Genomic DNA, 26,414 nt, shown 5'->3' on the forward strand with positions numbered 1-26,414 from the left:
CGGTGCCGGCCCAGAGCGTGCCGCGCGGCGCCTCGCCGAGCGAGAACACCGTGGAAGCGCGGCGGTCCGCCAGGCTCGCGTGCGGCAGCGGCCGGAACGACACGCCGCCGCCCGGCGCGGGCGCCGCCTCGGCCAGGCCCGCATGCGTGCCGACCCAGATCCGGCCCGCGGCGTCCTCGAGCAGCGCGCGCACGACGTTGCCGGGCAGCGAGTCGCGGTCGTCGGCGCCGTGGCGGAAATGACGCAGGCGGCCGGTGGCCGGGTCGAGCCGGTCGAGCCCGTCGCCGGTGCCGAACCAGACGGCGCCGCGCCGGTCGACGAGCAGCGCATGCACGTTCGGATGCGACAGGCGCGCGCCCTCGCCGGCTTCGAGGTGTGTCAGCGTGCGGCCGTCCGCGGCGAGCCGGTACGCGCCGTCGCCGGACGTTCCGAGCCAGAGCGCGCCGTCGGCCGCGCGCGCGATCGATCGCAGCACCGGACGGACGTCGCCCGGCAGCTCGACCCGCCGTACGCGCCGGCTCGCCGGGTCGAGCGCCAGCAGGCCCGTGTCGGTCGCCAGCCGGAAGCCGCCGTCGGTCCACGTCAGGAACGCGGCGACGCGCCCGCGCGGCAGCGGCATCGCGGCGGTGAGGTCCTCGAAACGGTGCCCGGCGAGGTCGTAGCGCAGCAGGCGCCCGCCGTCGGTTCCCATCCACAGCGTGCCGGGCGAACCGGCCACCGAGCGGACGCTGTCGTCGGCCGCGGTGCCGTCGCGGACGTCGACGTTCGTGACATAAGCGAAGCGCGCGCCGCGCGGGTCGCCGACGGACGCGCCGCGGAACTGGCCGCCCAGCCAGAGCATGCCGCCACGGTCGACGAACAGCGTATTGATGCTGTCCTCGAGCAGCCGGCCGGGGACCGAGCGGTCTTCGTGCAGTGCCCGGACGGCGCCCGTGGCGGGGTCGAAGCGACGCACGCCCTGCGGGAACGTGGCCAGCCACAGCGCGCCGTCGGGGGCTTCGACGATCGATCGGATCTGCAACGGCCGGCCCGGCGCGTCGCCCGGCCAGACCGGGATGCGGCGACCGTCGCGGACTTCCTCCAGCCCGTCGACGCCGCCCAGCCACAGCCGGCCGCGCCGGTCCTCGCGCAGCGCGTACGCGGCCCGCGCGGGGCCGACGCGCATCGGCGTGGCGGTGTCGAGGCGGTAGAGGCCGCCGCCCGTGGCGTACCAGAGACGGCCCGCGCGGTCGCGCAGGAGCTGCGCGCCGGGCGCGCCCGTCGGCTGGGGCGACGTCGTCGCGAAGATGCGGCGGCGTTGGCCGGTCGCCGGATCGAGCCGGTCCACGCCCGCGACCGTGCCCACCCAGACCGTGCCCGGCTCGGCGAGCAGCGCCAGCACCTGGCGATCGGCGCGCCGGTCGGGCGTCGCCCCGAGGTAGCGGCGGATCGCGCCGGTGCGAAGGTCGAGCCGTGCGACGTACTGCGAGTAGGTGCCGACCCAGAGCGCACGCGCGCCATCCACCGCGAGCGCGGTGACGAAGCTGTCGGGCAGGCTGGCGGGCGCCTCGGGATCGTGCCGGAACGCGCGGTAGCGCTCGCCGTCGTAACGGTGCAGGCCGCCCTGCGTGCCGACCCAGACGAAGCCGAGGCCGTCCTGCGCGATCGCCCCGACCGAGCTCTGCGTCAGCCCGCGGTCGCTGCCGACCGGCTGGAAGTAGTACTCGCGCGTGGCCGCCGCCGCCGGCGCGACCGACGCCACGGCGAGCAACGCGGCCAGGACGATCCGCAGGCGGAAGAGAGAAGGAGCGCGCACGGGAGCCGCCGCGGTAAGCGGCCTGCAGTGTAGGCAGCGCCCCGGAGGCGTCACAACCGCGGCGCGGGCCGTTGGCGGAGGCGTTGGTACACTCGCCCGCCCCGAAATCCGCAGCGTGTTCCCGTGGCCGATACCGACCTGCCCACCGTCGCCGACATCGATGCCGAGGCCGTGCGCCTGGGCCTCGCGACGACGCCCTTCGAACTGCACGGCGCGCTGTGCGGCTGGCTCGCGGGCGGCGGCAGCGACGCACCGGGCTGGCTCGCGCCGGTGCTCGCCGACGCCGATCTGCCCGCGCCGAAGCCGGGTTCGCCGCTCGATCGCCTGCGCGAAGCCACCGCCGCGCAACTCGCCGACCGCAGCTTCGAGTTCGAGCTGCTGCTGCCCGAGGGCGACGCGCCGCTGGTCGAGCGCAGCGGCGCGGTGTTCGACTGGTGCCGCGGCTTCGTCGGCGCGTTCGGTCTCGCCGCGGGCGAGGCCACAACGCTGTCGGAGGAGAGCCGCGAAGCGCTGGCCGACCTCGCCAAGCTGGCCGCCGCGCAGCCGCAGGAAGACGGCGACGAGGAGGACGAGGAAGCGCTGGTGGAGATCGAGGAGTTCGTGCGCGTCGCCGCGCTGTTGCTGCACGGCGATTGCGTGCTCGCCCGGCAGCATCGCCAGCGGCTGAACTGAGCCCGCGGCCGGCCGTGGCCCGCGGCATGGCGCGGGTCCTGCGTCGACGCCGTCAGGTCGTAACATCGCCACGATGGCCCGATCGTCCTCCGAATCCCGCAGTCCCGCCACGGCACGTTCCCCGCATGCACGGCGGCGTCGACAGCTGATGCGCATGGCCGGCGAGGACGCGATCGTGATCGTGCCCGCCGCCGCCGAACGCGTACGCAGCCGCGACACGCACTTTCCGTATCGGCAGGACTCCGACCTGCTTTACCTGTCGGGCTTTCCGGAGCCCGAGGCCGTGCTGGCGCTCATTCCCGGCCGCGCACATGGCGAGTCCATCCTGTTCTGCCGCGAGCGCGATCCCGAGCGCGAAGGCTGGGACGGGCCGCGCCTCGGCCCGGAAGGCGCCGTGGACGTGCTGGGCGTCGACGATGCCTATCCCATCACCGACCTCGACGACATCCTGCCGGGGCTGCTCGAGGGCCGGTCGCGCGTCTATTACCACTTCGGTCGCGATGCCGAGTTCGACCTCAAGCTGATCGGCTGGCTCAACCGCGTGCGCGCGCAGGTGCGCAGCGGCGCGCAGCCGCCGCACGAGTTCCTAGAACTCGGTCACCTGCTCGACGAACTGCGCCTGTTCAAGGACGCCGGCGAACTCAAGCTCATGCAGAAGGCCGCCGACGTCAGCGTCGCCGCGCACGAGGCGGCGATGCGCGCCGCGATGCCGGGCATCACCGAGTACCAGCTGCAGGCAGAGATCGAATACGTGTTTCGTCGCCATGCGGCGGTACCGGCGTACAACTCGATCGTCGGGACGGGCGCGAACGCCTGCGTGCTGCACTACAACGCCAACGCCGCGACGGCGCGCGACGGCGAGCTGGTGCTGATCGACGCGGGCGCCGAAGTGCAGGGCTACGCGGCCGACATCACGCGCACGTTCCCGGTCAGCGGGCGCTTCACCGCGCCGCAGCGTGAGCTGCACGATCTGGTCTGCGCGGCGCAGGCCGCGGCGCTCGCCAGGGCGCGGCCGGGCGAGGCTTGGGACGCGATGCACGAGGCGGCGGTGCACACGCTCGCCGACGGCCTGCTGCGGCTCGGCCTGCTGAAGGGCAAGCTCGAGAAGGTGGTCGCCGACGGCAGCTACAGGCGTTTCTACCGGCACAAGACCGGCCACTGGCTTGGGCTCGACGTGCACGACGTCGGCGACTACCGCGTGGACGGGCAGTCGCGCGTGCTGGAACCCGGAATGGTGTTCACGATCGAGCCGGGGCTCTACGTCGACGCCGACGATCGCAGCGTCGACGCGAAGTGGCGCGGGATCGGCATCCGCATCGAGGACGACGTGCTGGTGACCAAGGACGCGCCGCGGGTTCTGACCGGGGCGCTGGCGCGGTCGGCCGACGAGATCGAGGCGTTCATGGCGCGCTGAGCGCGTCCGATCGCCGGGCACCTACCCGCGTTCTGCACGGGCGCATGTCGGACACCAGAGCGCTTCGTGCACTGCCGCGCCCGAGCCGCTTTTCTTTGCTGGCACAAGGAAAAGTCACCACGAGAACGTGCCTTCCCCGATCGTATCACCGCAGGCGAGGGCAACCTTCGCAACGATCCGCACATGCGCCTTCGTGGATCAGGTGCGGACGGCGCCTATCCTGCGCCGCCCTTCGAATCCCACGGTTGATCCGGGGCGCAGCGGCAATTTCGAGCGATGGAGGGCTGCGCGAAATTCCGGGCGTGGGCGCGAGGGTTCGCCTGGCGTTGCTCAACCCGGGTCCGCGTCCGCAGAAGCGCCATGAAGCGTCGCGCCGAACGTCGTTGACCGGGCTGTGGCGGATGCGGACCGGCGTTTCAAACGACAATGTCGTTGGCGAACCGTCCGTGCACCGTTTGGGGCTACCCGCGCGCTCCGCGTCGCCTCACCAGCTCGCGCCGTCCGCCACCAGCGCGCCGACATGCGCCGCGGCGCTTTCGGCCAGGGCCTGCAGGTCATAGCCGCCTTCCAGCATCGACACGATGCGGCCTTCGCAGTGTCGGCGCGACAGTTCGCGCAATTGGCCGGTGAGCCAGAGATAGTCGACGGCTTCCAGTTCGAGCTGGGCGAGCGGATCACGCTGGTGCGCGTCGAAGCCCGCGGAGATCAGCAGCAGCTGCGGCGCGAACGCGTCGACGGCGGGCAGCAGGCTCTCGCTCCATGCGCGCCGGAAGCCTTCGCTGCTGGTACCCGGCGGCAGCGGTGCATTGAAGATGTTGCCGATGCCGCGCTCGTCCGCATGGCCCGTCTCGGGATACAGCGGCAGCTGGTGCGAGCTGCAGAACACCACGCGCGCATCCTGCTCGAAGATCGCCTGCGTGCCGTTGCCGTGGTGCACGTCGAAATCGACGATGGCCACGCGCGACAGCCCGTACGCGTCGAGCGCATGCGCGGCGGCGACGGCGATCGAATCGAAGAAGCAGAACCCCATCGCGGTATCGCGCGTCGCATGGTGGCCCGGCGGTCGCACCGCGCAGAACACGCGCCGCGCCTGGCCCGACAGCACCGCGTCGACCGCCGCGATGCCGGCACCCGCACAGCGCAGCGCAGCCTCGGCGGCGCCGGGCGAGAGGAAGGTGTCCGGATCGAGCTGCACCGTGCCTTCGGCGACCGGCGTGTCGAGCACCTGCCGGATCAGCGCGTCGTCGTGCACGCGGGCGAGGTGCTCACGCGTGGCGAGCGGCGCTGCGGCCCAGGGCAGGTCGGGGTAGGTGTCGCGGATCGAGTCGACGACTGCCGCGAGGCGCTCGGGACGCTCGGCATGGCCGGGCGGCGGTACGTGCGCGGCGCAGGCGGGGTGGGTGAGCAGCAGGAGCGGGAGCGCGTCGGTCATCGGCCGATTGTCCCAGATAGGCGCGCGGCGGTCCGCCATGCGCGGCCCGGCGGAGTCGGCACGTCCGCGCCATGCCGGCGAACGACGTGGCCTTCGCGGCACCGCGCGCTGCGCCCTAGGACGCGACGGATACCCTCACCCGTGGCGGCGCTGGTGGTTCCAGATCACTTCGCCATGCCCGCTCGAACGCGCCAGCACGCGCGCCAGCACGAACAGCAGGTCGGAGAGGCGATTGAGGTAGCGCACCGCTTCCGGGCGCACGGTTTCCACGCGCGACAGCGCCACGCATTCGCGTTCGGCGCGTCGCACCACGGTACGGGCGACGTGGCAGCGCGCTGCGGCCTCGCCACCGCCCGGCAGGATGAAATCCTTCAGCGGCGGCAGCGGCTCGTTGAAGCGGTCGAGCTCGTTTTCCAGGCGCTCGACGTCGGCGTCGAAGATCGCGGCATGCCCGGGAATGCACAGCTCGCCGCCGAGGTCGAACAGCTGGTGCTGGATCGACGTCAGCAGGTGCGCGACCTCGTCGGCGAGGCCGGGCGTCGCGAGCACCACGCCGATGCACGAATTGGCCTCGTCGACGGTGCCGTAGGCATCGACGCGCGGCGAATCCTTGCCGGTGCGCGTGCCGTCGCCGAGCCCGGTCGAGCCGTCGTCGCCGGTGCGCGTGTAGATCTTCGAGAGGCGGTTGCCCATCAGCGCGCGGCGAGCGCGCGGCCGCGGGCGAGGCTCGTCGCCGCGACGTGCACCAAGGCGGCGCCGGCAACGTACATCGCGGCCGTCTGCATGTAGGGCAGCAGCCACTGCGTGTAGTTCTGCCACCAGCCGGCGACGCTGGGCGCCGACACCGAGGCCGAGACCCAGTAGAAGCTGCCCTGCGCGATCAGCTGGCAGACGGCGACCGACGCGACGAGCGCGACGGCGGCGCGGCCGAGCGTGCGCACGTCGTTGGCGATGCCGCCGCGGCGCAGCCACATGCCGCCGGCCCACATCGAGAAATAGGCGGGCACGAGGAACCAGTACGCGGCCGACACGCAGTAGTGCTGCCAGAACGACACGCCGCTGCGGCTGATCACGAGGTAGTCGACGCCGACCGCGAGCACCATCAGCAGCGGGAACGCCCAGCGGGTCCATGTCGACAGGTAGAGGCCGCCGAGGAAGAACACCGCCCACGAGGCGTCCGGCACCGGCGCGAAATGGTTGATGCGCGTCGCCGCCATCAGCGCGGCGAGCAACGTGAGGATCAGGGTGCGCTGGGCAGTGGCGGTCATCGGTGGGGCTCCGGCAAACGGGGCCGGCGTGGCGGCCGGCGAGGGCCGCATTCTAGCGGAGCGCGCGGGAGCAGGCCGTATCATGAGGCGATGAACGCCGATGCCCCGCGCACGCACGACCTCGTCATCGTCGGAGGCGGCCTCGTCGGCGCCAGCCTCGCCCTCGCGCTCGAGCCGCTGGGCCTGGACATCGCGCTGGTCGATGCCGCGCCGGCCGGCGAACTGCCGCCGGTGTTCGACGAGCGTTCGCTGTCGTTCGCCGAAGCCACCGTGAATGCGCTGAGCGCGCTGGGCGTCATGCAGTCGCTGCAGGCGCACGGCGGGCCGATCCGACGCATCGTGGTGACGCGCGAGGGCGATTTCGGCCAGGCGCGACTGGAGGCGGCCCGCTACGGCCGGCCCGCGTTCGGCCAGGTGGTCGTCGCGCGCGATTTCGGACGTGCGCTCGAGGCGCGGCTGGACCGCGTGCCGCGCCTCACCCGCTACCGCCCCGCGCGCCTGGTCGCCACGGCGCCGGGCGTGGGGCTGCGTCATGTCACGGTCGAGGCCGCGGGCGAACGGCACACGCTGTCGGCCCCGCTCGTCGTCGGCGCCGACGGCACGGCCAGCGCGCTGCGCGATGGTCTCGGCATCGGAACCGACGCCACCGATTACGGCCACACGCTGTTCGTCGCCCGCCTGCGCACCGAGCGCGCGCCTGACGGCACCGCCTACGAGCGCCTGACCGACGCCGGCCCGACCGCGCTGCTGCCGCGCGCCGATCGTCATTTCGGACTCGTGCATGGCGTGGCCGACGGCGATGCCGAGGCCGTCGCCGCGCTCGACGACGACGCGTTCCTCGCGCGGTTGCAGGCGCGGCTCGGCTGGCGCCATGGCCGACTGCTGCAGGTGGGCGCGCGCAGCCGCTACCCGGGACGCCGCGTCATCGCGCGCGCGATCACGGCGCCGCGCGCCGTGCTGGTCGGCAATGCCGCGCAGACGATCCATCCGCTGGGCGCGCAGGGCTTCAACCTGGGTCTGCGCGATGCGCTGACGCTCGCCGAGGAGATCGCCGCGGCGATGCAGGCCGGCGGCCGCGATGCGATCGGCGACGATGCCCTGCTGCAGCGCTATGCCGCGCGCCGCGCCGAGGATCGCCGCCGCACGGTCGACTTCTCCGACCGCCTGCTGCGCATCGGCACCGCGCGCGGCGCGCTGATGCGCCCGTTGCGGTCGCTCGCGCTGTTGTCGCTCGACCATCCCTCGTGGCTGCAGGCCTGGCTGGTCGGAGGCGCGATGGGCTATCGCGGCGACGTGCCGGCGCTCTGCCGCGGCGTCGACGAGGCGCGCCGCGCATGAGCCGTCGCGATGCGGTGGACGTCGCGGTCGTCGGCGGCGGCGTGGTCGGTGCCGCCGCGGCACTCGCGTTCGCGCGCGACGGCTGGAGCGTCGCCCTCGTCGAGTCACGGGAGCCCGCGCCGTGGTCGGCCGAGGCCCCCGACCTGCGCGTCTACGCGCTTGCGCCCGACGCGATGGCAGTGCTCGACACACTCGACGTCGGCGAATCGGTGCGCCATGCGCGCGCGCCGGCCTATCGACGCATGGAGGTCTGGGATGCGGCGGGCGGCGGCGCGTTGTCCTTCGATGCCGATCGCTTCGCGCGCCGCGAGCTGGGCTGGATCGTCGAGAACGGCCTGCTGGTGGACCGCCTCTGGGTGGCGGTGCGCCGCGAGTCGATCGCGTTGCACGTGCCGGCCGGCGTCGAGGCGCTCGAACAGGACGACGCCCATGCGTCGCTTCGGCTGGACGACGGGCGACGCCTGGCGGCGCGCCTGGTGGTCGCGGCGGACGGCGCGAACTCGACGTTGCGCGCGCTGGCCGGCATCGACGCGCCGACCCACGACTACGCGCAGGGCGGGTTGGTGGCCTACGTCGACACCGAGCGCGCGCTGCACGCGACGTGCTACCAGCGCTTCCTGCCGACCGGCCCGCTCGCGTTCCTTCCCGTGGACGCGCACCGCGCCTCCATCGTCTGGACGCTGCCGACGGAGGAAGCCGCGCGACTGCGCGCACTCGACGACGATGCGTTCGCCATCGCGCTCGGCGACGCGTCCGGCGGACGGCTGGGCAAGGTGCGCCCCGCGTCGGCGCGCGTCGTGGTCCCGCTGCGACGCCGGCTCGCGTCGACCTGCCACGCCGGTCGGCTGGTGCTGGTGGGCGACGCCGCGCACGCGGTGCATCCGCTGGCCGGGCAGGGCGTGAACCTCGGCCTGCGCGATGTCGCCGCGCTGCGCGCCGCATTGCCGCGCCCGGGCCGCGGTGCGGATCCGGCGGCGGCGCGACTGGCGCGCTGGGCGCGCGAGCGGCGCAGCGCCACCGCGCGCGCCGCGTATTCGTTCGAGGCGATCAATCGGTTGTTCTCGAACGACGCCGTGGCCCCCACGCTGCTGCGCGGCATCGCGCTCGGGCTCGCCGGCCGCCTGCCGCCGCTGCAGCACGCGCTCTGGCGTGAGGCCGCCGGGCTCTAGTCCCGGCGCTACACCTCAGCCCAGCGTTCCGCCACGAAAATGCCCCGCCGAAGCGGGGCACCGTCGTCCCGATCCAAGGGAAGAACGTCTTACGGCTTGCGGCTGCCGCTCCAGGCGTCGTACTCGGCCTGAGAAAGCTTGCCGTCGCGGTTGCGGTCGAGGCTGCGGAAGCTCGCGCCGAGGCGTGCCTGCGTCGCCGCTTCCTTCGACGTCAGCATGCCGTCGCCGTCGAGGTCGAGCATCTGGAACGCCGTGGCCGAGCCCACGCCGGCGAGCGCATCGCCGAGCGGGCGCGAGTTCTTGGCCAGGCCGCCGCTCTGGATCCATGCGCGCAGCTCGTCGGTGGCGATGCGGCCGTCGCTGTTGGCGTCCACCGTCGCGAAGTCGGTGTTGAGCGTGATGTTCGCCGCTGCTTCCTCGCGGCTGAGGAAGCCGTCGTGGTTCACGTCGAGCACGTTGGTGTCGATGTGGAAGCGGCCGGCTCCGGTCATGTGGCGCTGGTCGGCCATCGCGCCGGGGTACTGCGTGGCGACGCCCGCATTCTCGGAGGCGTTCGTCGAGGCGGGGACCGTCGCTTCCATCGGCGGCGGCGGCGGGGTCGCGGCGTCGACCGCCACGCGGCTGTTGGCATTGGCGCGCTCGCGTGCCTGGTCGCTGGCGGTGGCGGCGGCGGTCGATTGCATCGCGGTGTCGCGTGCGGCCGCGCTGTTGGCCGTGCCGCTCGCCAGGCCGGTCGCCTCGTGCGCGGCCTCCACGGCGTCGTTCTTCGCGTCTTCGGCGGCCACGGATGCGGCGCGCGCGGTTTCGGCGGCGGCCGCATCGCCCGTCTTGGCGGCCGTCTTCGCCGCGCGCTTGGCATCCTTCGATGCGGCGCGGGCGTCCTTGATCGCATCGTTGGCGCGTGCGGTGGCGGCCTCGGCCTGTACGCGGGCGCGGCTCTGCTCGACGCGCTGCGCGAACGCGGACGTGCTGATGCCGGCGGCGGCGATCAGGGCCACGGCCAATGTGCTGGTTCGCAGGATGCTCATGCTCGTACCTTCCACGTCGGGGGAATCGACGGGATGCTGGCGACCTCGCGATGAATCGCGCGTCGAAGCGGCGGATTCACCGCGACGGCGCGTCAGCCTGCGGACAGCCTTGTGTCAGGCGCGTGCATGCGCGAAGACAGTGATCTCTTCGCGGTCGTGGTACAGCTGCTTGGCGCGCCATTCCACCGGCTTGCCCACCTGCTGCTCGAACAGCGCCAAGCACTGCGCGGTTTCGTCCCAGCGCTTCTTCATCGGCAGCTTGAGGTTGAAGATCGTGCGGCGGCACCAACCTTCGCGCAGCCACGTGGCCATGCGCTCGGCCACGCGCCGCGGCTGCTCGACCATGTCGCAGACCATCCAGTCGAGCGTGCGCTTGGGATGCCAGACGAAGCCGTCGGCGCGCAGGTGCTCCACGCGCCCGCTGTCGAGCAGGTGCTGCGCGAGCGGACCGTTGTCGATGCTGATCACGCGCACGCCCTGGCGCATCAGCACCCAGCTCCAGCCGCCCGGTGCGGCGCCGAGGTCGGCGGCGTGCATGTTCTCCTTGAACCACGCCTCGCGTTCGTCCCTGTCGAGCAGCGTGAGCAGCGCCTCCTCGAGCTTGAGTGCGGAGCGGCTCGGCGCCTGCGGGTTCGCGCGCAGGCGCGGGATGCCCATCGGGAACGGACTCGAATCGACGGGATCGGCGATCGCGAGGTGCGCACGGTCGCCTGTCTCGAGCAGCACGTGCAGGCGCGGCCGTGCGGGCGAATCGATGTGCGTCAGCCAGCCGGCCTCGCGCAGCGCGGGACGCAGTGCGTTGCCGAGCGCGCGCGCGAGGCCCGCGAGCGGGCGACCCTCGTCGCTGTCGGCGTGCTCGACGTGCACTTCGCCGAAGCGCAGCGCGGGCGTGCCGAGGGCGTGCGCCATCGCGTCGACGATCGCGCCGACGCGGTCGGGCTTCGCGCCCACCGTCGCGCCGAGCGTCGGCAATTCCGCGAAGGCGACGAGCTTCTGCCGCGCGAAGATGATGTCGCGCAGCGGCAATGCCTGCGAGAGCGCATCGGCGTCCTCGCAGACGTAGCGCACGAAGCCGCTGCCGCGGTCGGTGCGCGGGTAGCCGGCGAAACCGGCCGCGCCCGCGCGCTCGGCGAGCTCTGCGGCGAGTTCGGGCTCGAAGCCGGCGCGGCAGTATGCGAGCAGGGCGGGCTGCGCGATCGCGCCGGTCGCGGCCATCAGTAGCGGCTGCCGCCGGCCGACGAATACATGCGCAGCACGTCGCAGGCGGCCTCGCGCTGGACGTCGCGCACCACGGCGATGCCGCGTCGCTCGAGTTCGCCGATCCAGTCCGCCGGCAGCGGGCCCTCGTCGAATTCGGTGAGCGCCTCGACGTCCTCGCTGCGCGCGCCGATCAGCAGGCGGTCGATGCCGGCCCAGACCGTCGCGCCGTAGCACTGGCAGCACGGCTGGGCGGAGGTCGCCAGCGTGATCGGGCCGATGCGTTCGCCCGGCGCGACCTCGTTGAGCCGCGGCCGTTGCGTGCGCTGCTGCGCGAGCATGTAGGCCATCGTCTCCGCATGCGCGACCGAGCACGCGTGCGGCAGCACGCGGTTCACGCCGACGGCGATGATGCGGTCATCCGGCCCGAATACCGCGGCGCCAAACGGGCCGCCCGAGGCGGCTTCCACATTGCGCCGCGACAGGTCGACGGCCAGCGCGACCTTGGCATCGTCGCCGGTGTAGGCGCGCGTCGTATCGACCGCCTCGTGCACCCACGCCGGCAGCGTGAGGTGGACCTGGGCGTACAGCATCATCGTCATTGCGTGACCGCGTTGGAGGCGCTGCGGCAGGTGCCGGCGGCGCAGGTGCAGGACTGGACGTCCTCGAAACCGCAGACGGACGACAGCCCGCGCGCGGCGCAGTCGGCCTGCACGGCGGCGGGGTCGACCTTCGCGCCCTTGTTGACGCAGGCGGGCTTGGCGCCGCAGCAGCTGCCGACGTTCTTGACGACGCAATCGGCGTCGCTGCGGCAGCTCATGTCGAGCCTCGGCAGGTCGGGCCGCGCGGGCAGCACCTGCGGCGGCAGCGGCTTGCTCATCGGCGGCGCGGGCTTGGTGCGGCCGGGAATGCCGATGGGCGGCGCCGGCGCGGGGCGTGCATCCGCGGGCGGCGTGGCCTCGTTCGACGTCGCATCGGCGCGGGCCGGTGCGGATGCCAGCGACGACGCGACGGTGGCCTGCGGTTCCGTCACCGACGGCGAACGCGCGCAGCCTGTGAGCGCGGTGGCGGCGATCAGCGCGGCAAGGACGAGGGCACGCATGGGCGTTCTCCGGGTGGGGGCACTCAAGCCTTGCCCGCCCAGGTGTCGCGCAGCGTGACGCTGCGGTTGAACACCGGGCGCGCCGCCGAATGGTCGTAGCGGTCGGCGACGAAGTAGCCGATGCGCTCGAACTGGAAGCTGGTCTCGGGCGCGGCCTGCGCGGCCGACGGCTCCACGTAGCCCGTCACCACGCGACGCGACTCGGGGTTCATGTAGTCGCGGTACGTCTTGCCGTCCTCGTCGGTGTCGGGGTTCGGCACGGTGAACAGCCGGTCGTACAGGCGGATCTCCGCTTCGATGGCATGCTTCGCGCTGACCCAGTGGATCGTGCCCTTGACCTTGCGGTTCGCGCCTTCCATGCCGGGGCGCGATTCGGGATCGAGCGTGCAGCGCACTTCGACCACGCGTCCGTCGGCATCCTTGATCACCTCGTCGCAGCGCACGATGCCCGCGCCACGCAGGCGCACGTCGCCGCCGACGGTGAGGCGCTTGAAGCCCTTGGGCGGCACTTCCTCGAAATCCTCGCGTTCGATCCACAGCACGTTCGAGAACGGCACTGTGCGTTCGCCCGCGGCTTCGTCCTTCGGATGGTTCGAGAACGTCAGTGATTCCTCGTGCCCGTCCGGAAGGTTGGTGATGACGAGCTTCAGCGGATCGACGACGCCCATGCGGCGCTGCGCGCTCGCGTCGAGGTCGTCGCGCAGCGCGCCTTCGAGGATCGAGATGTCGAGCAGCGAGTTCTGCTTGGAGATGCCGACGCGGTCGACCATCAGCTTCAGCGCGCCCGGCGTGTAGCCACGGCGGCGGATGCCCTGCAGCGTCGGCATGCGCGGATCGTCCCAGCCGTCGACCAGGCCGTCGCTCACCATCGCGAGCAGCTTGCGCTTGCTCATCACCAGGTAGTTGAAGTTCAGGCGCGAGAACTCGATCTGGCGCGGCTTAGCGGCCTCGCGCGGGAAGCCCTTGTCGAGCAGCGGCTTCAGCAGCTCCGGATGGTCGACGAGGTCGACCTTGTCCACGCACCAGTCGTACAGCGGGCGGTGGTCCTCGAACTCCAGCGTGCACAGCGAATGCGTGATGCCTTCAATCGCATCGCTGAGCGAATGCGCGAAGTCGTACATCGGATAGATGCACCACGCGTTGCCGGTGTTCTGGTGCTCGACGTGCTTGATGCGGTACAGCGCCGGATCGCGCAGGTTGATGTTGCCGCTGGCCATGTCGATCTTCGCGCGCAGCGTGCGCGCGCCGTCGGCGAACTCGCCGGCGCGCATGCGGCGGAACAGGTCGAGGTTCTCCTCGACGCTGCGATCGCGGAACGGCGAGGGGCGGCCCGGCTCGGTCAGCGAGCCGCGGTATTCGCGCACCTGCTCGGCGGTGAGGTCGTCGACGTACGCATCGCCCTGCGCGATGAGCTTCTCCGCCGCGAGGTAGAACACCTCGAAGTAGTCCGACGCATGCCGCAGCGCATGCCACTCGAAGCCGAGCCAGCGCACGTCGTCCTGGATGGCGCGCACGTACTCGGGGTCTTCCTTTGCCGGGTTCGTGTCGTCCAGGCGCAGGTTGCAGCTGCCGCCGAACTCGGCCGCGATGCCGAAGTCCAGGCAGATCGCCTTCGCGTGGCCGATGTGCAGGTAGCCGTTGGGCTCGGGCGGGAAGCGCGTGCGGATCGCCCGGTGCTTCCCGCCCGCGAGGTCCTCGCGCACGATCTGGCGGATGAAGTCGTTCTTGACCCCGGCAGCAACCGCGGCGTTCTCGGGCGTACTGGACATTCGGGCTTGCAACCACGTGGGGAAGCCCGCAGTTTAGCGAAGAAGGCCGTGCCGGCCGCTCCGGAACGCCCATGAAACCGGTCTACGACGCCGCGAACCTCATCGACGCGCACCTCGTCCGGCATGCGCTGGAGGACGCCGGCATCCCGGTATTCATCCGGGGCGAGGCCCTGACGGGCGGCATCGGCGAGTTGCCCGTGCACGGCATGCTGCAGGTCTGCGTGCCGGACACCGCCTGGCCCGTGGCGGACGCCGTCGTGCGCGCTCTGGAATTCGGCCAGCCGCCCGAGCCCGACGGTGAGGCCGGCTGGGACGCCGGACTCGCTCCCGCCTGAGGCATCCGTCGCCGCGCCGGCGACGTATCCCCATGCATCCGACGCGGCATTCGCGGGTCGGATGCCATCGTGACCATGCCGGCCGTCGCGGCCGAGGAGTCCGTCATGCTCGAGAAGTTGTTGGGAATCGGTGCCTACAAGCAGCGCATGCCGCGCGCGGGCGAGGCGCTGCCGGGGCGCGAAACGCCGATGCCCGTCCGCAACGCGCACCACGTCCACGGCCGGCCGCTGCAGGGCGATTTCGCCGGCTTCGAGCAGGTGCAGTTCGGCCTAGGTTGCTTCTGGGGAGCCGAGCGGCTGTTCTGGACGATGCCGGGCGTGCACACCACGGCCGTGGGGTACGCGGGCGGCGACACGCCCAACCCGACCTACCGCGAGGTCTGCAGCGGCCAGACCGGCCATACGGAAGCGGTGCTCGTCGTGTACGACCCCGCGAAGGTGACGTTCGCCGCGCTGCTGAAGGCGTTCTGGGAGGGCCACGACCCCACGCAGGGCATGCGCCAGGGCAACGACGTCGGCACCCAGTACCGCTCCGCGATCTACTGCACGACGCAGGCGCAGTACGACGCCGCGACCGCGAGCCGCGATGCCTACCAGGCGCGCCTGCGGGACGCGGGCCTCGGTGAGATCACGACGGAGATCCGCTACCCGGCGCCGACGTTCTACTACGCCGAGGACGACCACCAGCAGTACCTGTCGAAGATTCCGAACGGCTACTGCGGCCTCGGCGGCACCGGGGTGAGCTGTCCGGTGGGTGCGGGCGTCGACGCGGCCTGAGGCCTCACAGTGTCCGCAGCGAGCACGCGTAGACGATTTCGCAGGCGCCCTCGCCGCTGTCGTCGCGCGCGGTCGAGCTGCGCCAGGCCCAGCCGTCCGGTGCGTCGGCCTCCACCAGCCAGCCGTCGATGCGCACGCGATCGCCTTCGCGCACCATCGCGAGCGCGCGGGCGACGTTCGTGCTCGCGGGAATCACGTGCACGTTGGCGCTGGAGCGGACGATCTCGCCGACGGGGATCGGCGGCGCGTCGCTCCAGCGGTACAGGTACCAGCGGCCCGACTGCGAGATCTCCAGCCGCGACAGCACGGCCTCGTCGCGCATGCGCCCCCAGCCGAGCGCGAGGTCGGTGGGGGAGAGGTCGCTCTCGCGGCCGCTCTCGTAGTCCCGGCGCGCCAGCACGCGGGCGTCGATGCTGAAACCCGCAAGCGGCTGCAACGTGGCCGGCCGGAGCCGGAACGGCGCGAGCGCCGACGGCACCGCACTCTGCAGCGGCGCGCCGAACGCCGGTACCGCGGGCGGCATCGGGCAGTTCACCGTCGCGCCGGGGGCGGGCTCGGCCACGCGCGCGCGGCGCGGCCCGAGCGGCGATCGCCACCAGCCGACGAGCGCCACCAGCAGCAGCAACGCGACGACGCCGCGACGCACCCGGCGTCAGCCCTTGCGTCGCCGGGCCGGCACCGCCGACGGCGGCGCGAGCAGGTGCGGCGGAATCTGTCGGAACACGGCCGCGAGCTGCACGAGAAACGCGTCCATCGCCGAGCTACGACGCCAGACCATCGCGATGCGACGGTGCGGTGCCTCGCCCGCGAACGGCACCAGCGCGATGTCGGGCGAGGCCGGCACCGGCGGCTGCACGGCGAGCATGGGCAGTAGTGTCATGCCGACGCCCGCCGCGACCATCTGGCGCAGCGTCTCCAGCGAGGTCGCGCGGAAACCCTCGCGCTCGCCCGCACCGGCGAGGCGGCAGACGTCGAGGGCCTGGTCGCGCAGGCAGTGGCCTTCCTCGAGCAGCAGCAGGTCGGCGTCGCGCAGGTCGTCCTCGGCGAGCGGGGCCTTCGACGCCATCGGATGACCCTGCGGCACCGCGAGCACGAACGGCTCGTCGAACAGCGGTTCGATGCGCAGTTGGTCGTCGTGCACCGGCAGCGCGAGGATGCCGACGTCCAGCCGGCCGTCGCGCAGGCGCTGCAGGACGACGTCCGTCTTCTCCTCGACGAGCAGCAGCTCCAGGCGCGGGAAACGCTCGCGCACCTTCGGCAGCACGTGCGGCAGCAGGTAGGGGCCGAGCGTGGGGAACAGGCCGAGCCGGACACTGCCGGCCTCGGGGTCGCGGCTGCGGCGTGCCAGTTCCGACATTGCGTCGACCCCGGCGATCACGCCGCGCGCGCTCGGCGATCTCGATGCCGATCGGCGTGAGCATGACGCGGCGCGGCGCGCGCTCGATGAGCGTCACGCCGAGCTCGTCCTCGAGCTTGCGGATCTGCGTAGACAGCGTGGGCTGGCTGACGAAGCTCGCCGCCGCCGCACGCCCGAAATGGCGGTGCTCGGCGAGGGCGACGAGGTATTTCAGGTCACGCAGGTTCATGCGTCGATGGTAGGGCCCGCCGTGAGGGGCCGCCATGCGTCAGGCCGCGGCGACCTGCGCGTTTTCCGCGGGTGCGGACGTGCGGATCAGGTGGTCGAACGCGCTCAGCGCCGCGGTCGAGCCCGCACCCATCGCGATGACGATCTGCTTGTACGGCACGGTGGTCGCGTCGCCGGCTGCGAACACGCCCGGCAGGTTCGTCGCGCCGCGGTCGTCGATGACGATCTCCCCGCGCGGGCTGAGCGCGACCGCGCCCTTCAGCCATTCGGTATTGGGCAGCAGGCCGATCTGCACGAACACGCCTTCCAGCTCGATGGTGCGCAAGGCGCTCGACGCGCGGTCCTTGAGCACGAGCCCGGTCACCTTCGCGCCGTCGCCCAGCACCTCGGTGGTCTGGCCGTTCACCACGACCTCGACGTTCGGCAGGCTGCGCAGCTTGCGCTGCAGCACCTCGTCGGCGCGCAGCTTCGTATCGAATTCGATCAGCGTGACGTGCGCGACGATGCCGGCGAGATCGATCGCCGCCTCGACGCCGGAGTTGCCGCCGCCGATCACCGCCACGCGCTTGCCCTTGAACAGCGGGCCGTCGCAGTGCGGGCAGTAGGCGACGCCCTTGTTGCGGTACTGCTCCTCGCCGGGCACGCCCATCTGGCGCCAGCGCGCGCCGGTCGAGAGGATCACGCTCTTCGCGCGCAGCGTCGCGCCGCTTTCCAGCTCGACGCCGACCAGCCCGTCCGCGCCCGCGGCGTGCAGCTTGGTCGCGCGTTGCAGGCCCATCACGTCGACCTCGTACTCGCGCACGTGCTGCTCGAGCGCGGCGGCGAGCTTGGGGCCTTCGGTGTACGGCACCGAGATGAAGTTCTCGATCGCCATGGTGTCCAGCACCTGGCCACCGAAACGCTCGGCGACCACGCCCGTGCGGATGCCCTTGCGCGCGGCGTAGATCGCCGCGGCCGCGCCGGCCGGGCCGCCGCCGACGACGAGCACGTCGAACGTTTCCTTCATCGCGAGCGAGGCCGCCGCACGCGATGCCGCGCCGGTGTCGAGCTTCGCGACGATCTGCTCGACCGTCATGCGGCCCTGGTCGAACGGCTGGCCGTTGAGGTGGATCGTCGGCACCGACATGATCCCGCGCGCCTCGACCTCGTCCTGGAAGAGCGCGCCGTCGATCGCCACGTGCTTGATGTTCGGGTTCAGCACGCTCATGAGGTTGAGCGCCTGCACCGTGTCCGGGCAGCTCTGGCAGGACAGCGACATGTAGGTCTCGAAGCGGTACTCGCCTTCCAGCGCGCGCACCTGCGCGACCACCTCGTCCTCGACCTTCGGCGGATGGCCGCCGACCCACAGCAGCGCGAGCACCAGCGAGGTGAACTCGTGGCCGAGCGGGATGCCCGCGAAGCGCACGTCGATGTCGGTGCCGGCACGCACGATCCCGAACGACGGCCGGCGGGCGTCGTCGTCGGTGCGCTCGTAGGTCACCTTGTCGTTGAGTGCGGCGATGTCGCGCAGCAGGCCTTCGAGCTCGCGCGAGGCGTCGGAATCGTCCAGCGAGGCCTCCAGCCGGATCGGCTGCTGGAGCCGCTCGAGGTACGCGGAAAGTTGGGACTTGAGGCTGTCGTCGAGCATGGCGCGGCCCTCCACGGGGGATGTGGAATCAGGTTCAGGTGCTTGCGGAAGGCCTCGCCGCGCGAGGCCTCGCGAAAGCATCCGCGTCGACGCGTGGCCCGGGCGTGCAAGCGCCCGGGCCCGCGGTGGGTCAGATCTTGCCGACGAGGTCCAGCGACGGCTTGATCGTGTGCGCGCCCTGCTGCCACTTGGCCGGGCAGACCTCGCCGGGGTGTTCGGCGACGTACTTGGCGGCCTTGAGCTTGCGCAGCGCTTCCTTCATGTCGCGCGCGATCGCGTTGTCGTGGATCTCGTACGCCTTGATCACGCCTTCCGGGTTGACGATGAACGTGCCGCGCAGCGCCAGGCCTTCCTCGTCGATGTGCACGTCGAACGCCTTGGTCAGCGCATGCGTCGGGTCGCCGACCAGCGGGAACTTCGCCTTGCCCACGGCCGGCGACGTCTCGTGCCAGACCTTGTGCGAGAAGTGGGTGTCGGTGGTGACGATGTAGACCTCGGCGCCGTTGGCCTGGAACTCGGCGTAGTTGTCGGCGGCGTCCTCGACTTCCGTCGGGCAGTTGAAGGTGAACGCGGCCGGCATGAACACGATCACGGACCAGTGGCCGTGCAGGCTCTTGTCCGAGACCTCGATGAACTTGCCGTTGTGGAAGGCGTTCGCCTTGAACGGCTTGACCGGGGTGTTGATCAGCGACATCGCGTGCTCCTGTTGGGGGAGGAAATGAACAGGGGAGCATCCTAGTCCGACCGGGCGAATCCATCAAATCGATTGCCGCGATCATATTCATAGCTGCTGCTTATCAAAGAAGGGGCAGTTGGCGTGGCCATCCGGGACTTTCGACATACGTACGGAATCGCCCCCGCCGCTTAGGCTCGGGGATTCGCCCAGGGGAACCCCAGATGATCCGACCGCGCCGCCATGTCCTCGCCCTCGCGCTTTCGCTGGCCGCCGCCGGCGCCGCGCAGGCCGCCGACACGCCCGTTCCCACCGGCCCGCTGCCGCGCACGGTCGTGCCGTCGCTGGTCCGGCTCGAGCTGAAGATCGACCCGAAGCAGGCCGGCATGTCCGGCACCACGCGCATCGACGCGGACGTCGCCGAACCGACCGACACGGTGTGGATGCACGGCCGCGGGCTGACCATCCGCAGCGCGCAGGCGACCGTGGGCCGCAGGAAGATCCCGCTGACGGTGAGCGAGGTCGACCCGTCCGGCGTGCTCAAGCTGGTGTCCAGGACGCCGCTGCCGGCCGGCAAGGCGAGCTTCGACATCGCCTTCGACGCGCCCTACGGCCAGCTGCAGGGCGCCTACAAGGTCAAGCCCGACGGCCGCGATTACGTCATGACGCAGATGGAACCGCTCGGCGCGCGCACGGCGTTCCCGTCGTTCGACGAGCCCAGCTTCAAGCAGCCGTGGGAAATCACCCTGGTGGTGCCGCAGGACGACGTCGCCGTCGCCAATGCGATGGAGGACAAGACCGAGAACCTGCCGGGCGGCTGGAAGAAGGTCACGTTCAACCGCACCGAGGCGATCCCCAGCTATCTCGTCGCGTTCGCGGTGGGGCCGTGGGACGTCGTCACCGGACCGGCCATCGCGCCGAACGGGTCGCGCACGGCGCCGATCCGCCTGCGCGGCGTGGCGGCGAACGGGCAGGGCGGCCGCATGAAGTACTCGCTGGCGCACACGCCCGAGATCGTCACCGCGCTGGAGAACTACTTCGGCATCCCCTATCCGTTCGACAAGCTCGACAACCTCGCGGCGCCGGATTTCTGGGCGGGCGCGATGGAGAACCCGGGCCTGATCGCGTACCGCGATTCGCTGATGTTCCCCGACGAGACCTCGTCGGTCGGCCGCCGCCAGTCGTTCTTCGGCACCAGCGCGCACGAGCTCGCGCACCAGTGGTTCGGCGATCTCGTCACCATGCGCTGGTGGGACGACCTCTGGCTCAACGAAGGCTTCGCCACCTGGATGGGCAACAAGATCCACGGGCAGGTGCAGCCGCAGGCGCATACCGACCGCGGCCTGCTGGAAGGCGCGATCGGCGCGATGGGCGCCGACAGCCTCGCCTCCACGCGCCGCATCCACGAGCCGATCCGCGACTACCGCGACGTGGAATCCGCGTTCGACGGCATCACCTACCAGAAGGGCGGCGCCACGCTCGCGATGTTCGAGCGCTACATCGGCGAGGAGAAGTTCCGCCAGGGCATCCGCAACTACCTGAAGGCGCACGCGCGCGGCAACGCCACCAGCGCGGACCTCATCAACGCCGTCGCCGCGCAGAGCGACGATCCGGCCGCGGTGTCGAAGGCGTTCTTCAGCTTCATCGACCAGCCGGGCGTGCCGTACGTGACGGTGAACCTGGACTGCTCGGGCAAGGTGCCGGCGCTGGACATCACGCAGCAGCGCTACGTGCCGATCGGCTCGACCGCCAAGGCCGACCAGGCCTGGGGCATTCCGATGACGATCCGCTACGCCGACGGCACGACCGTGCGCGAGCAGAAGTCGCTGGTCACCGGCGCCAGATCGCGCGTTGAGCTCGCCCAGGCCACGAGCTGCCCGACGTGGGTGATGCCCAACGGCTACGGCGCGGGCTACTACCGCTTCGCGCTGTCGCCGAAGCTGCAGGCCTCGCTCAACGACGCCTTCGCCTCGCTCGACGAGCGCGAGCAGCGCATGGCCGCCGACTCCGTGACCGCCGCCTACGGCGCCGGTACCGTGACGCCGTCGCAGCTGCTCGCGGCACTGCCGCGGTTCGCGAGCGCCAACGTTCGCCAGACCGCCACCGCCGGCATGGGCGCGACGGGCTGGATGAGCGAACACCTGCTGTCCGACGAGAAGGCGCGCGACGCGTTCCATTCGAAGGTCGCGGCGATCTACCGCCCGCGGCTGACGTCGCTGGGCCTCGCTCCGAAGGCGGGCGAATCGGATGACGACGCGCTGCTGCGCAGCTCGCTCGTCGACTTCTTCGCGACCGAGCTGAAGGATCCGGCGGTCCGCAAGGAGATGAACCGCGTCGGCCGCCAGGTGCTCGGCCTGGACAGCGACGGCCAGCTGCATGCCGACGCCGTGGCCAAGGACCTGCGCGACACCGCGCTCGTCGTGGCCCTGCAGGAAGGCGGCGCCGCCGCGTTCGACGTGGCCGAGAAGCAGTTCCGCGCCAGCCAGGACGCCATCCTGCGCAGCGAGCTGCTGGCCGCGATGAGCGCCACGCACAACCCGGCGCTCGACGAGCGTTCGCGTGCGCTGGTGTTCGAGAAGGGCCTGCTGCGCCGGAACGAGATCTTCCCGGCGGTGGGCGGCCAGCTCGACAACGCGGCGGGGCGCACCGCACTGCGTGCCTGGACGGACGCCCATTTCGCCGAGCTCGAGGCGCGCCTCGCCCCGGCGGGCGCCGCGCTGGTCGGCGTCTACGCGGCGGGCATGTGCAGCGATGCCGAGGCCGACGCGCTGGTGGCGAAGTTCGAGCCGCGGATGGAAAAGGTGGAAGGCGGTCCGCGCGAGCTCGAGCAGACGGTGGAGGCCATCCGGCTCTGCGCCGCCCAGCAGAAGGCCCGCGCCGGGATGCCGCTCGACTTCGTCGCGCGCTGACGCGGTCGAAGGCCTGCGACGGGCGGCTCCGGCCGCCCGTCGTCGTTTCCGGGCACCCCGGGTCGACCGCTCGTCGTCCTGCTGACCCGCGGCGTCACCCGGGCGTTACCGTGTCGCCCGCCGTGCCCCTTGCCGGTCCCGACCACGCGATCCCGCCGGTCGGCGGCGCGGGATTTGCATGGCGCAGGACGGACTTCGGGGCCGACGATGGAGCTCATCCGCCAACTGGACACCGCGACGCTGGCGTTCGTCACCGGGCTGGCGGGCTTCCTGCTCGCCGCGACGATGGCGGGCATCCGCCTGGCCGGCATGCGCAGCGTGGCGCTCGCCTACTGGGGCCTCGCGGGGCTGACCTTCGGGCTCGGCTACCAGCTCGGGCACCTGTTCCTGACCGTGGGCATGGGCGTGTCGGCGCCGGTCGCGCTAACCGTCGCCAACGCGCTGATCACGACGATGCACGTCCTGCTGCTGGCCGGCGTGCGCGCGCACCTCGGGCGACCCACGCACCTCGTCCCGCTGCTCGCCGTCTCCGCCGCGCTGATGGTGGTCGGCAACGTCTGGCTGGACATGACCGCCGACCTGCGTACGCGCGTGCTGGTGCTGTCCGGGTTCTACCTTGCGCTCGACTTCGCTTCGGGCGTCACGCTGTGGCGGGCGCGCGGCGAACGCCAGTTCCAGCGCCTGGCCGCCTGCGTGTTTTTCTTCAACGGGGCGTTCCTGGCGCTGCGCTTCGTCTACAGCGCGGTGACCCACGGGCTGACGACCTCGTTCGTCAACGATCCCTTCCAGATCCTGTTCTTCCTCGTCAGCCTGGTGTTCGTCTACGTGCTCACGCTGGCGCTGGCATTGCTGATGTTCCGCGGCAAGGAAGTGGAGCTGCGCCGACTGGTGCACCGCGACCCGCTGACCGGCCTGTTCAACCGCCGCTCGCTGTTCGAGCATGCGGCGCGCGAGCAGGCGCGTTGCGAGCGCTACGGCACGCCGCTGTCGCTGGTCATGCTCGACATCGACGGATTCAAGGCCGTCAACGACACCTACGGCCACGGGGCCGGCGACGACGTCATCTGCGAGACCGCCGCGCGCATCGCGCTCGCGCTGCGCGATGTCGACACCGCGTTCCGCCTCGGCGGCGAGGAGTTCCTCATCCTGTTGCCGTCCACCCTGCTCGACGACGCCGTGGCCGTCGCCGAGCGGCTGCGGCTGGCGGTGTCGGACGCGCCCGTTCCGGCGATCGGCCGACAGGTCACGGCGAGCTTCGGCGTGACCGAACTGGCGCGTGGCCGCGAGGACTGGGAGATGGCGATGCGCCGCGCCGACACCGCGCTCTACCGCGCGAAGGACGAAGGGCGCGACCGCGTGTTCGCGATGTCGCCGCCGGCGCCGGACGCGCGCGCGCCGAACGTGGCCGAAGCGCTCGATCTACCATAGCGATCCCTTCCCGCCGGAGCCGCCGCATGCGGATCGACGCGCTGCTGCGCGAGGCACGCGCCCGACTGGACGGCGGCGAGGCCGAGCTGCTGCTCGCGCACGTGCTCGGCCACTCACCGGCCTGGCTGTTCGCGCACGGCGACGACACCGCCGACGACGCGCTGCAGGCCGAATTCCGCCGGCTCGTCGATCGGCGCGTGGCGGGCGAGCCGGTGGCCTACCTCGTCGGGCGGCGCGGTTTCTGGACGTTCGATCTCGACGTCGGCCCCGCCACCCTGATCCCGCGGCCGGAAACCGAACTTCTGGTGGAACTCGTGCTCGAGCGGCTGCCGCCGGGCGCCGTCGACGTCGCCGACCTCGGCACCGGCAGCGGCGCGATCGCGCTGGCGGTAGCGAAGGAACGGCCGGCCGCGCGCGTGGTCGCCACCGACGCCAGCGCCGATGCGCTCAGCGTCGCCCGCTGCAATGCCGCGCGACTCGGCCTCGACCGCGTGAGGTTCCTGCTGGGCGACTGGTACGCGCCGCTGGCGGGTGCGCAGTTCGACCTGATCGCCAGCAACCCGCCCTACATCGCCGAAGGCGATCCGCACCTCGCGCGCGGCGACCTGCGCCACGAGCCGCCGACGGCGCTCGCGTCCGGCGTGGACGGGCTGGACGCCATCCGCATCCTCGCAGCCGGCGCGCGCGCGCACCTTCGGCGCGGCGGTTGGCTGCTCGTCGAGCATGGCTTCGACCAGGGCGAAGCCGTGCGCGCGCTGCTGGCGGGCGCCGGCCTGCGCGACGTGTCGACCGCGCGCGACCTCGAGGATCGCGATCGCGTCACGCTCGGTCGCGCACCATGACCAACGGGACGGTGCGGCTCGGCCGACCGCCGGCCTAGACTTCCCGTTTCCCCGCACAAAGACCGTCGCCCATGCGCAGCCTCTATCCCGAGATCGAACCGTTCGACAGCGGCATGCTGCAGGTCGACGACCGCCACACGCTCTACTGGGAACAGTGCGGCAATCCGGACGGCAAGCCGGTGGTGATCCTGCACGGGGGCCCCGGCGGCGGGTGCAGTCCGAAGATGCGGCAGTTCCATGACCCGTCGAAGTACCGCATCGTGCTATTCGACCAGCGCGGATCCGGCCGCTCGACGCCGCATGCCGACCTCGTCGACAACACGACGTGGCACCTCGTCGCCGACATCGAAACGCTTCGCGAGAAGCTCGGCATCGAGCGCTGGCAGGTATTCGGCGGCTCGTGGGGTTCCACGCTCGCGCTCGCCTACGCGCAGACGCATCCGCACCGCGTCACCGAACTCGTGCTCCGCGGCATCTTTATGCTGCGCCGCTGGGAGCTCGAATGGTTCTACCAGGAAGGCGCGTCGCGGCTGTTCCCCGAAGCCTGGCAGCAGTACCTCGCGGCGATCCCGCCGGGCGAGCGCCACGACCTGATCGGCGCCTTCCATCGCCGCCTGACCAGCGACGATGCGCCCACGCGGCTGGCCGCTGCGCGCGCCTGGAGCGTCTGGGAAGGCGCGACCTCGTTCCTGCACTACGACCCGGCGTTCACCGCCGCGCATGACGAGCCGGAGTTCGCGCTCGCGTTCGCACGCATCGAGAACCACTACTTCGTGCACGGAGGCTTCTTCGAGGTCGATGACCAGTTGTTGCGCGATGCCCCGCGCATCGCGCACATCCCGACCTTCATCGTGCACGGCCGCTACGACGTGGTCTGCCCGGTGCAGAACGCCTGGGACCTCAAGCAGGCGCTCCCGCAGGCGGAGCTGGTGATCTCTCCGGCCTCGGGCCACTCGGCCTTCGAGGTCGAGAACATCGACGCACTGGTGAGCGCGGCGGATCGCTTCGCGGGCTGATGCGGGCGTAAGGAACGAAAAAGGCGAGCCGCGGCTCGCCTTTTTTTCGCGCGGGCCGGCTCAGTAGGCCGGCGCGCGGTGCCAGGCCCAGGCGGTTTCGATGATCGGCTCGATCCGGTCGAACTTCGGCGTCCAGCCCAGCTTCTCGCGCGCGAGGCCGCTCGAGGCCACGAGCACCGGCGGATCGCCCGCGCGACGGGCGGCGACTTCGTAGGGAATGTCGCGGCCGGATACCTTGCGCGCGGCCTCGATCACTTCCAGCACGGAGAATCCGTTGCCGTTGCCGAGGTTGAAGCGGTGCGCGCCGGACTCGCGGTCCATCCAGTCCAGCGCGCGCAGGTGCGCATCGGCGAGGTCGAGCACGTGCACGTAGTCGCGCACGCAGGTGCCGTCGGGCGGGGGGTAGTCGTTGCCGAACACCTTGAGGCCCGCGCCTTCGCCGGCCGCCGCCTTGAGCGCATTCGGGATGAGGTGCGTCTCCGGCTCATGCGATTCGCCGATGCCTTCGTCGGCGGCCGCGCCGGCCGCGTTGAAATAGCGCAGCGCGACCGAGCGCAGGCCGTAGGCGTTGGCCGCGTCGGCAAGGATCCGCTCCACCATCAGCTTCGACGCGCCATACGGATTGATCGGATTCTTCGGGTGGTCCTCGTCGATCACGTCGGTGACGGGGTTGCCGAACACCGCGGCGGTCGACGAGAACACCAGGCGGTCGACGCCGTGGCGTTTCATCGCCTCCAGCATGTTGATCGTGCCCGTGACATTGTTCTGGTAGTAGGCGTAGGGGTCGGTGACGGATTCGCCGACCAGTGAGCGCGCGCAGAAGTGCATGACGGCGTCGACCTTGCGATCGAATGCGGCGTCCAGCGTTTCAGGCCTGAGGATGTCGGCGTCGACCAGCCGGCCCCAGCGCACCGCCTCGCGGTGGCCGGTGAGCATGTTGTCGAGCACGGTGACGTCGTGGCCGGCGCGCGCAAGCGCGAGGCAGGCATGCGAGCCGACGTAACCGGCGCCGCCGCAGACCAGGATGTGCATGGAGGA

Annotated in this window: 23 protein-coding genes and 1 pseudogene; 10 read left to right on the top strand and 14 right to left on the bottom strand. The window is 71.6% G+C overall.

What is annotated here, in order from left to right; all coding sequences use genetic code 11:
- A partial coding sequence (locus E4F61_RS07070) for a ligand-binding sensor domain-containing protein (protein ID WP_202908967.1) occupies positions 1-1,795 on the bottom strand: 1,795 nt, incomplete at its 3' end.
- Between the two features lie 123 nt (positions 1,796-1,918).
- Between E4F61_RS07070 and E4F61_RS07075 the strand changes: the two genes are divergently transcribed.
- Together E4F61_RS07075 and E4F61_RS07080 are read left to right on the top strand one after the other, a co-directional pair.
- Positions 1,919-2,467 (top strand): UPF0149 family protein, encoded by a 549-nt coding sequence (locus tag E4F61_RS07075; protein WP_133478975.1) that lies wholly within the window; start codon positions 1,919-1,921, stop codon positions 2,465-2,467.
- Positions 2,468-2,540: 73 nt separating this feature from the next.
- On the top strand, positions 2,541-3,881 hold the full coding sequence (locus E4F61_RS07080) for an aminopeptidase P N-terminal domain-containing protein (RefSeq protein WP_133478976.1): 1,341 nt from the start codon (positions 2,541-2,543) through the stop codon (positions 3,879-3,881).
- A gap of 484 nt (positions 3,882-4,365) precedes the next feature.
- Here the strand turns inward: E4F61_RS07080 and E4F61_RS07085 are convergent, their stop codons facing one another.
- The 3 genes from E4F61_RS07085 to E4F61_RS07095 form a co-directional block, all read right to left on the bottom strand.
- Complete coding sequence (locus tag E4F61_RS07085) at positions 4,366-5,313, bottom strand: histone deacetylase family protein (protein WP_133478977.1); 948 nt, start codon at positions 5,311-5,313, stop codon at positions 4,366-4,368.
- Between the two features lie 135 nt (positions 5,314-5,448).
- On the bottom strand, positions 5,449-6,006 hold the full coding sequence (locus E4F61_RS07090; protein WP_133478978.1) for a cob(I)yrinic acid a,c-diamide adenosyltransferase: 558 nt from the start codon (positions 6,004-6,006) through the stop codon (positions 5,449-5,451).
- The gene (locus E4F61_RS07095) at positions 6,006-6,581 is read right to left on the bottom strand and encodes a hypothetical protein (RefSeq protein WP_133478979.1); all 576 of its coding nucleotides are present in this window, start codon (positions 6,579-6,581) and stop codon (positions 6,006-6,008) included. The genes E4F61_RS07090 and E4F61_RS07095 overlap by 1 nt, the downstream gene beginning before the upstream one ends.
- Positions 6,582-6,671: 90 nt before the next feature.
- On the opposite strand from E4F61_RS07095, the gene ubiH reads away from it, so the two are divergent.
- Together ubiH and E4F61_RS07105 are read left to right on the top strand one after the other, a co-directional pair.
- Positions 6,672-7,919 (top strand): 2-octaprenyl-6-methoxyphenyl hydroxylase, encoded by a 1,248-nt coding sequence (gene ubiH / locus E4F61_RS07100; protein WP_133478980.1) that lies wholly within the window; start codon positions 6,672-6,674, stop codon positions 7,917-7,919.
- Complete coding sequence (locus E4F61_RS07105) at positions 7,916-9,088, top strand: FAD-dependent oxidoreductase (protein WP_133478981.1); 1,173 nt, start codon at positions 7,916-7,918, stop codon at positions 9,086-9,088. Before ubiH ends, E4F61_RS07105 begins: the two co-directional genes overlap by 4 nt.
- A gap of 89 nt (positions 9,089-9,177) precedes the next feature.
- On the opposite strand, the gene E4F61_RS07110 is transcribed toward E4F61_RS07105, so the two are convergent.
- The 5 genes from E4F61_RS07110 to E4F61_RS07130 all read right to left on the bottom strand — a co-directional run bounded on the left by E4F61_RS07110 (position 9,178) and on the right by E4F61_RS07130 (position 14,184).
- A complete protein-coding gene (locus tag E4F61_RS07110; protein ID WP_133478982.1) occupies positions 9,178-10,116 on the bottom strand; it encodes an EF-hand domain-containing protein in 939 nt (312 codons plus the stop codon).
- A 114-nt stretch (positions 10,117-10,230) separates the two neighbouring features.
- A complete protein-coding gene (gene rlmM, locus E4F61_RS07115) occupies positions 10,231-11,331 on the bottom strand; it encodes a 23S rRNA (cytidine(2498)-2'-O)-methyltransferase RlmM (RefSeq protein WP_133478983.1) in 1,101 nt (366 codons plus the stop codon).
- The gene (locus E4F61_RS07120) at positions 11,331-11,906 is read right to left on the bottom strand and encodes a nucleoside deaminase (protein WP_133479012.1); all 576 of its coding nucleotides are present in this window, start codon (positions 11,904-11,906) and stop codon (positions 11,331-11,333) included. The genes rlmM and E4F61_RS07120 overlap by 1 nt, the downstream gene beginning before the upstream one ends.
- 5 nt (positions 11,907-11,911) lie before the next feature.
- Positions 11,912-12,415: a hypothetical protein gene (locus E4F61_RS07125; protein ID WP_133478984.1), complete on the bottom strand. Its 504-nt coding sequence runs from the start codon at positions 12,413-12,415 to the stop codon at positions 11,912-11,914.
- Positions 12,416-12,438: 23 nt separating this feature from the next.
- Positions 12,439-14,184, bottom strand: coding sequence for a glutamine--tRNA ligase/YqeY domain fusion protein (locus E4F61_RS07130; protein ID WP_133478985.1), 1,746 nt, complete (start codon positions 14,182-14,184; stop codon positions 12,439-12,441).
- A 71-nt stretch (positions 14,185-14,255) separates the two neighbouring features.
- Between E4F61_RS07130 and E4F61_RS07135 the strand changes: the two genes are divergently transcribed.
- On the top strand, positions 14,256-14,519 hold the full coding sequence (locus tag E4F61_RS07135) for a putative signal transducing protein (protein ID WP_133478986.1): 264 nt from the start codon (positions 14,256-14,258) through the stop codon (positions 14,517-14,519).
- Positions 14,520-14,636: 117 nt separating this feature from the next.
- The gene (msrA, locus tag E4F61_RS07140; protein WP_133479013.1) at positions 14,637-15,296 is read left to right on the top strand and encodes a peptide-methionine (S)-S-oxide reductase MsrA; all 660 of its coding nucleotides are present in this window, start codon (positions 14,637-14,639) and stop codon (positions 15,294-15,296) included.
- Positions 15,297-15,300: 4 nt separating this feature from the next.
- Here the strand turns inward: msrA and E4F61_RS07145 are convergent, their stop codons facing one another.
- The 4 genes and pseudogenes from E4F61_RS07145 to ahpC form a co-directional block, all read right to left on the bottom strand.
- Positions 15,301-15,942 carry a hypothetical protein gene (locus E4F61_RS07145; RefSeq protein WP_133478987.1) on the bottom strand — a complete coding sequence of 214 codons (642 nt, stop codon included), beginning with the start codon at positions 15,940-15,942 and terminating at the stop codon, positions 15,301-15,303.
- Positions 15,943-15,948: 6 nt separating this feature from the next.
- Positions 15,949-16,882 (bottom strand): annotated as a pseudogene (locus E4F61_RS07150) (LysR substrate-binding domain-containing protein).
- A gap of 39 nt (positions 16,883-16,921) precedes the next feature.
- Positions 16,922-18,508: an alkyl hydroperoxide reductase subunit F gene (ahpF, locus tag E4F61_RS07155; RefSeq protein ID WP_133478988.1), complete on the bottom strand. Its 1,587-nt coding sequence runs from the start codon at positions 18,506-18,508 to the stop codon at positions 16,922-16,924.
- A 130-nt stretch (positions 18,509-18,638) separates the two neighbouring features.
- On the bottom strand, positions 18,639-19,202 hold the full coding sequence (gene ahpC, locus E4F61_RS07160) for an alkyl hydroperoxide reductase subunit C (RefSeq protein ID WP_133478989.1): 564 nt from the start codon (positions 19,200-19,202) through the stop codon (positions 18,639-18,641).
- Positions 19,203-19,405: 203 nt separating this feature from the next.
- On the opposite strand from ahpC, the gene E4F61_RS07165 reads away from it, so the two are divergent.
- The 4 genes from E4F61_RS07165 (at position 19,406) to pip (ending at position 25,376) form a co-directional block, all read left to right on the top strand.
- Positions 19,406-22,090, top strand: a complete 2,685-nt coding sequence (locus E4F61_RS07165; protein ID WP_133478990.1) for a M1 family metallopeptidase — start codon at positions 19,406-19,408, stop codon at positions 22,088-22,090.
- A gap of 207 nt (positions 22,091-22,297) precedes the next feature.
- Positions 22,298-23,518 carry a GGDEF domain-containing protein gene (locus E4F61_RS07170; RefSeq protein ID WP_133478991.1) on the top strand — a complete coding sequence of 407 codons (1,221 nt, stop codon included), beginning with the start codon at positions 22,298-22,300 and terminating at the stop codon, positions 23,516-23,518.
- A gap of 26 nt (positions 23,519-23,544) precedes the next feature.
- The gene (prmC, locus tag E4F61_RS07175; protein WP_133478992.1) at positions 23,545-24,360 is read left to right on the top strand and encodes a peptide chain release factor N(5)-glutamine methyltransferase; all 816 of its coding nucleotides are present in this window, start codon (positions 23,545-23,547) and stop codon (positions 24,358-24,360) included.
- 71 nt (positions 24,361-24,431) lie between these two features.
- Positions 24,432-25,376 (top strand): prolyl aminopeptidase, encoded by a 945-nt coding sequence (gene pip / locus E4F61_RS07180; RefSeq protein ID WP_133478993.1) that lies wholly within the window; start codon positions 24,432-24,434, stop codon positions 25,374-25,376.
- 60 nt (positions 25,377-25,436) lie between these two features.
- Here pip and galE read toward each other — a convergent pair whose 3' ends face one another.
- Positions 25,437-26,408, bottom strand: a complete 972-nt coding sequence (gene galE / locus E4F61_RS07185) for a UDP-glucose 4-epimerase GalE (protein WP_133478994.1) — start codon at positions 26,406-26,408, stop codon at positions 25,437-25,439.
- Positions 26,409-26,414: the final 6 nt, after the last annotated feature.

Source organism: Cognatilysobacter segetis (genome assembly GCF_004359965.1).
Taxonomy (GTDB): Bacteria; Pseudomonadota; Gammaproteobacteria; order Xanthomonadales; family Xanthomonadaceae; genus Cognatilysobacter; species Cognatilysobacter segetis.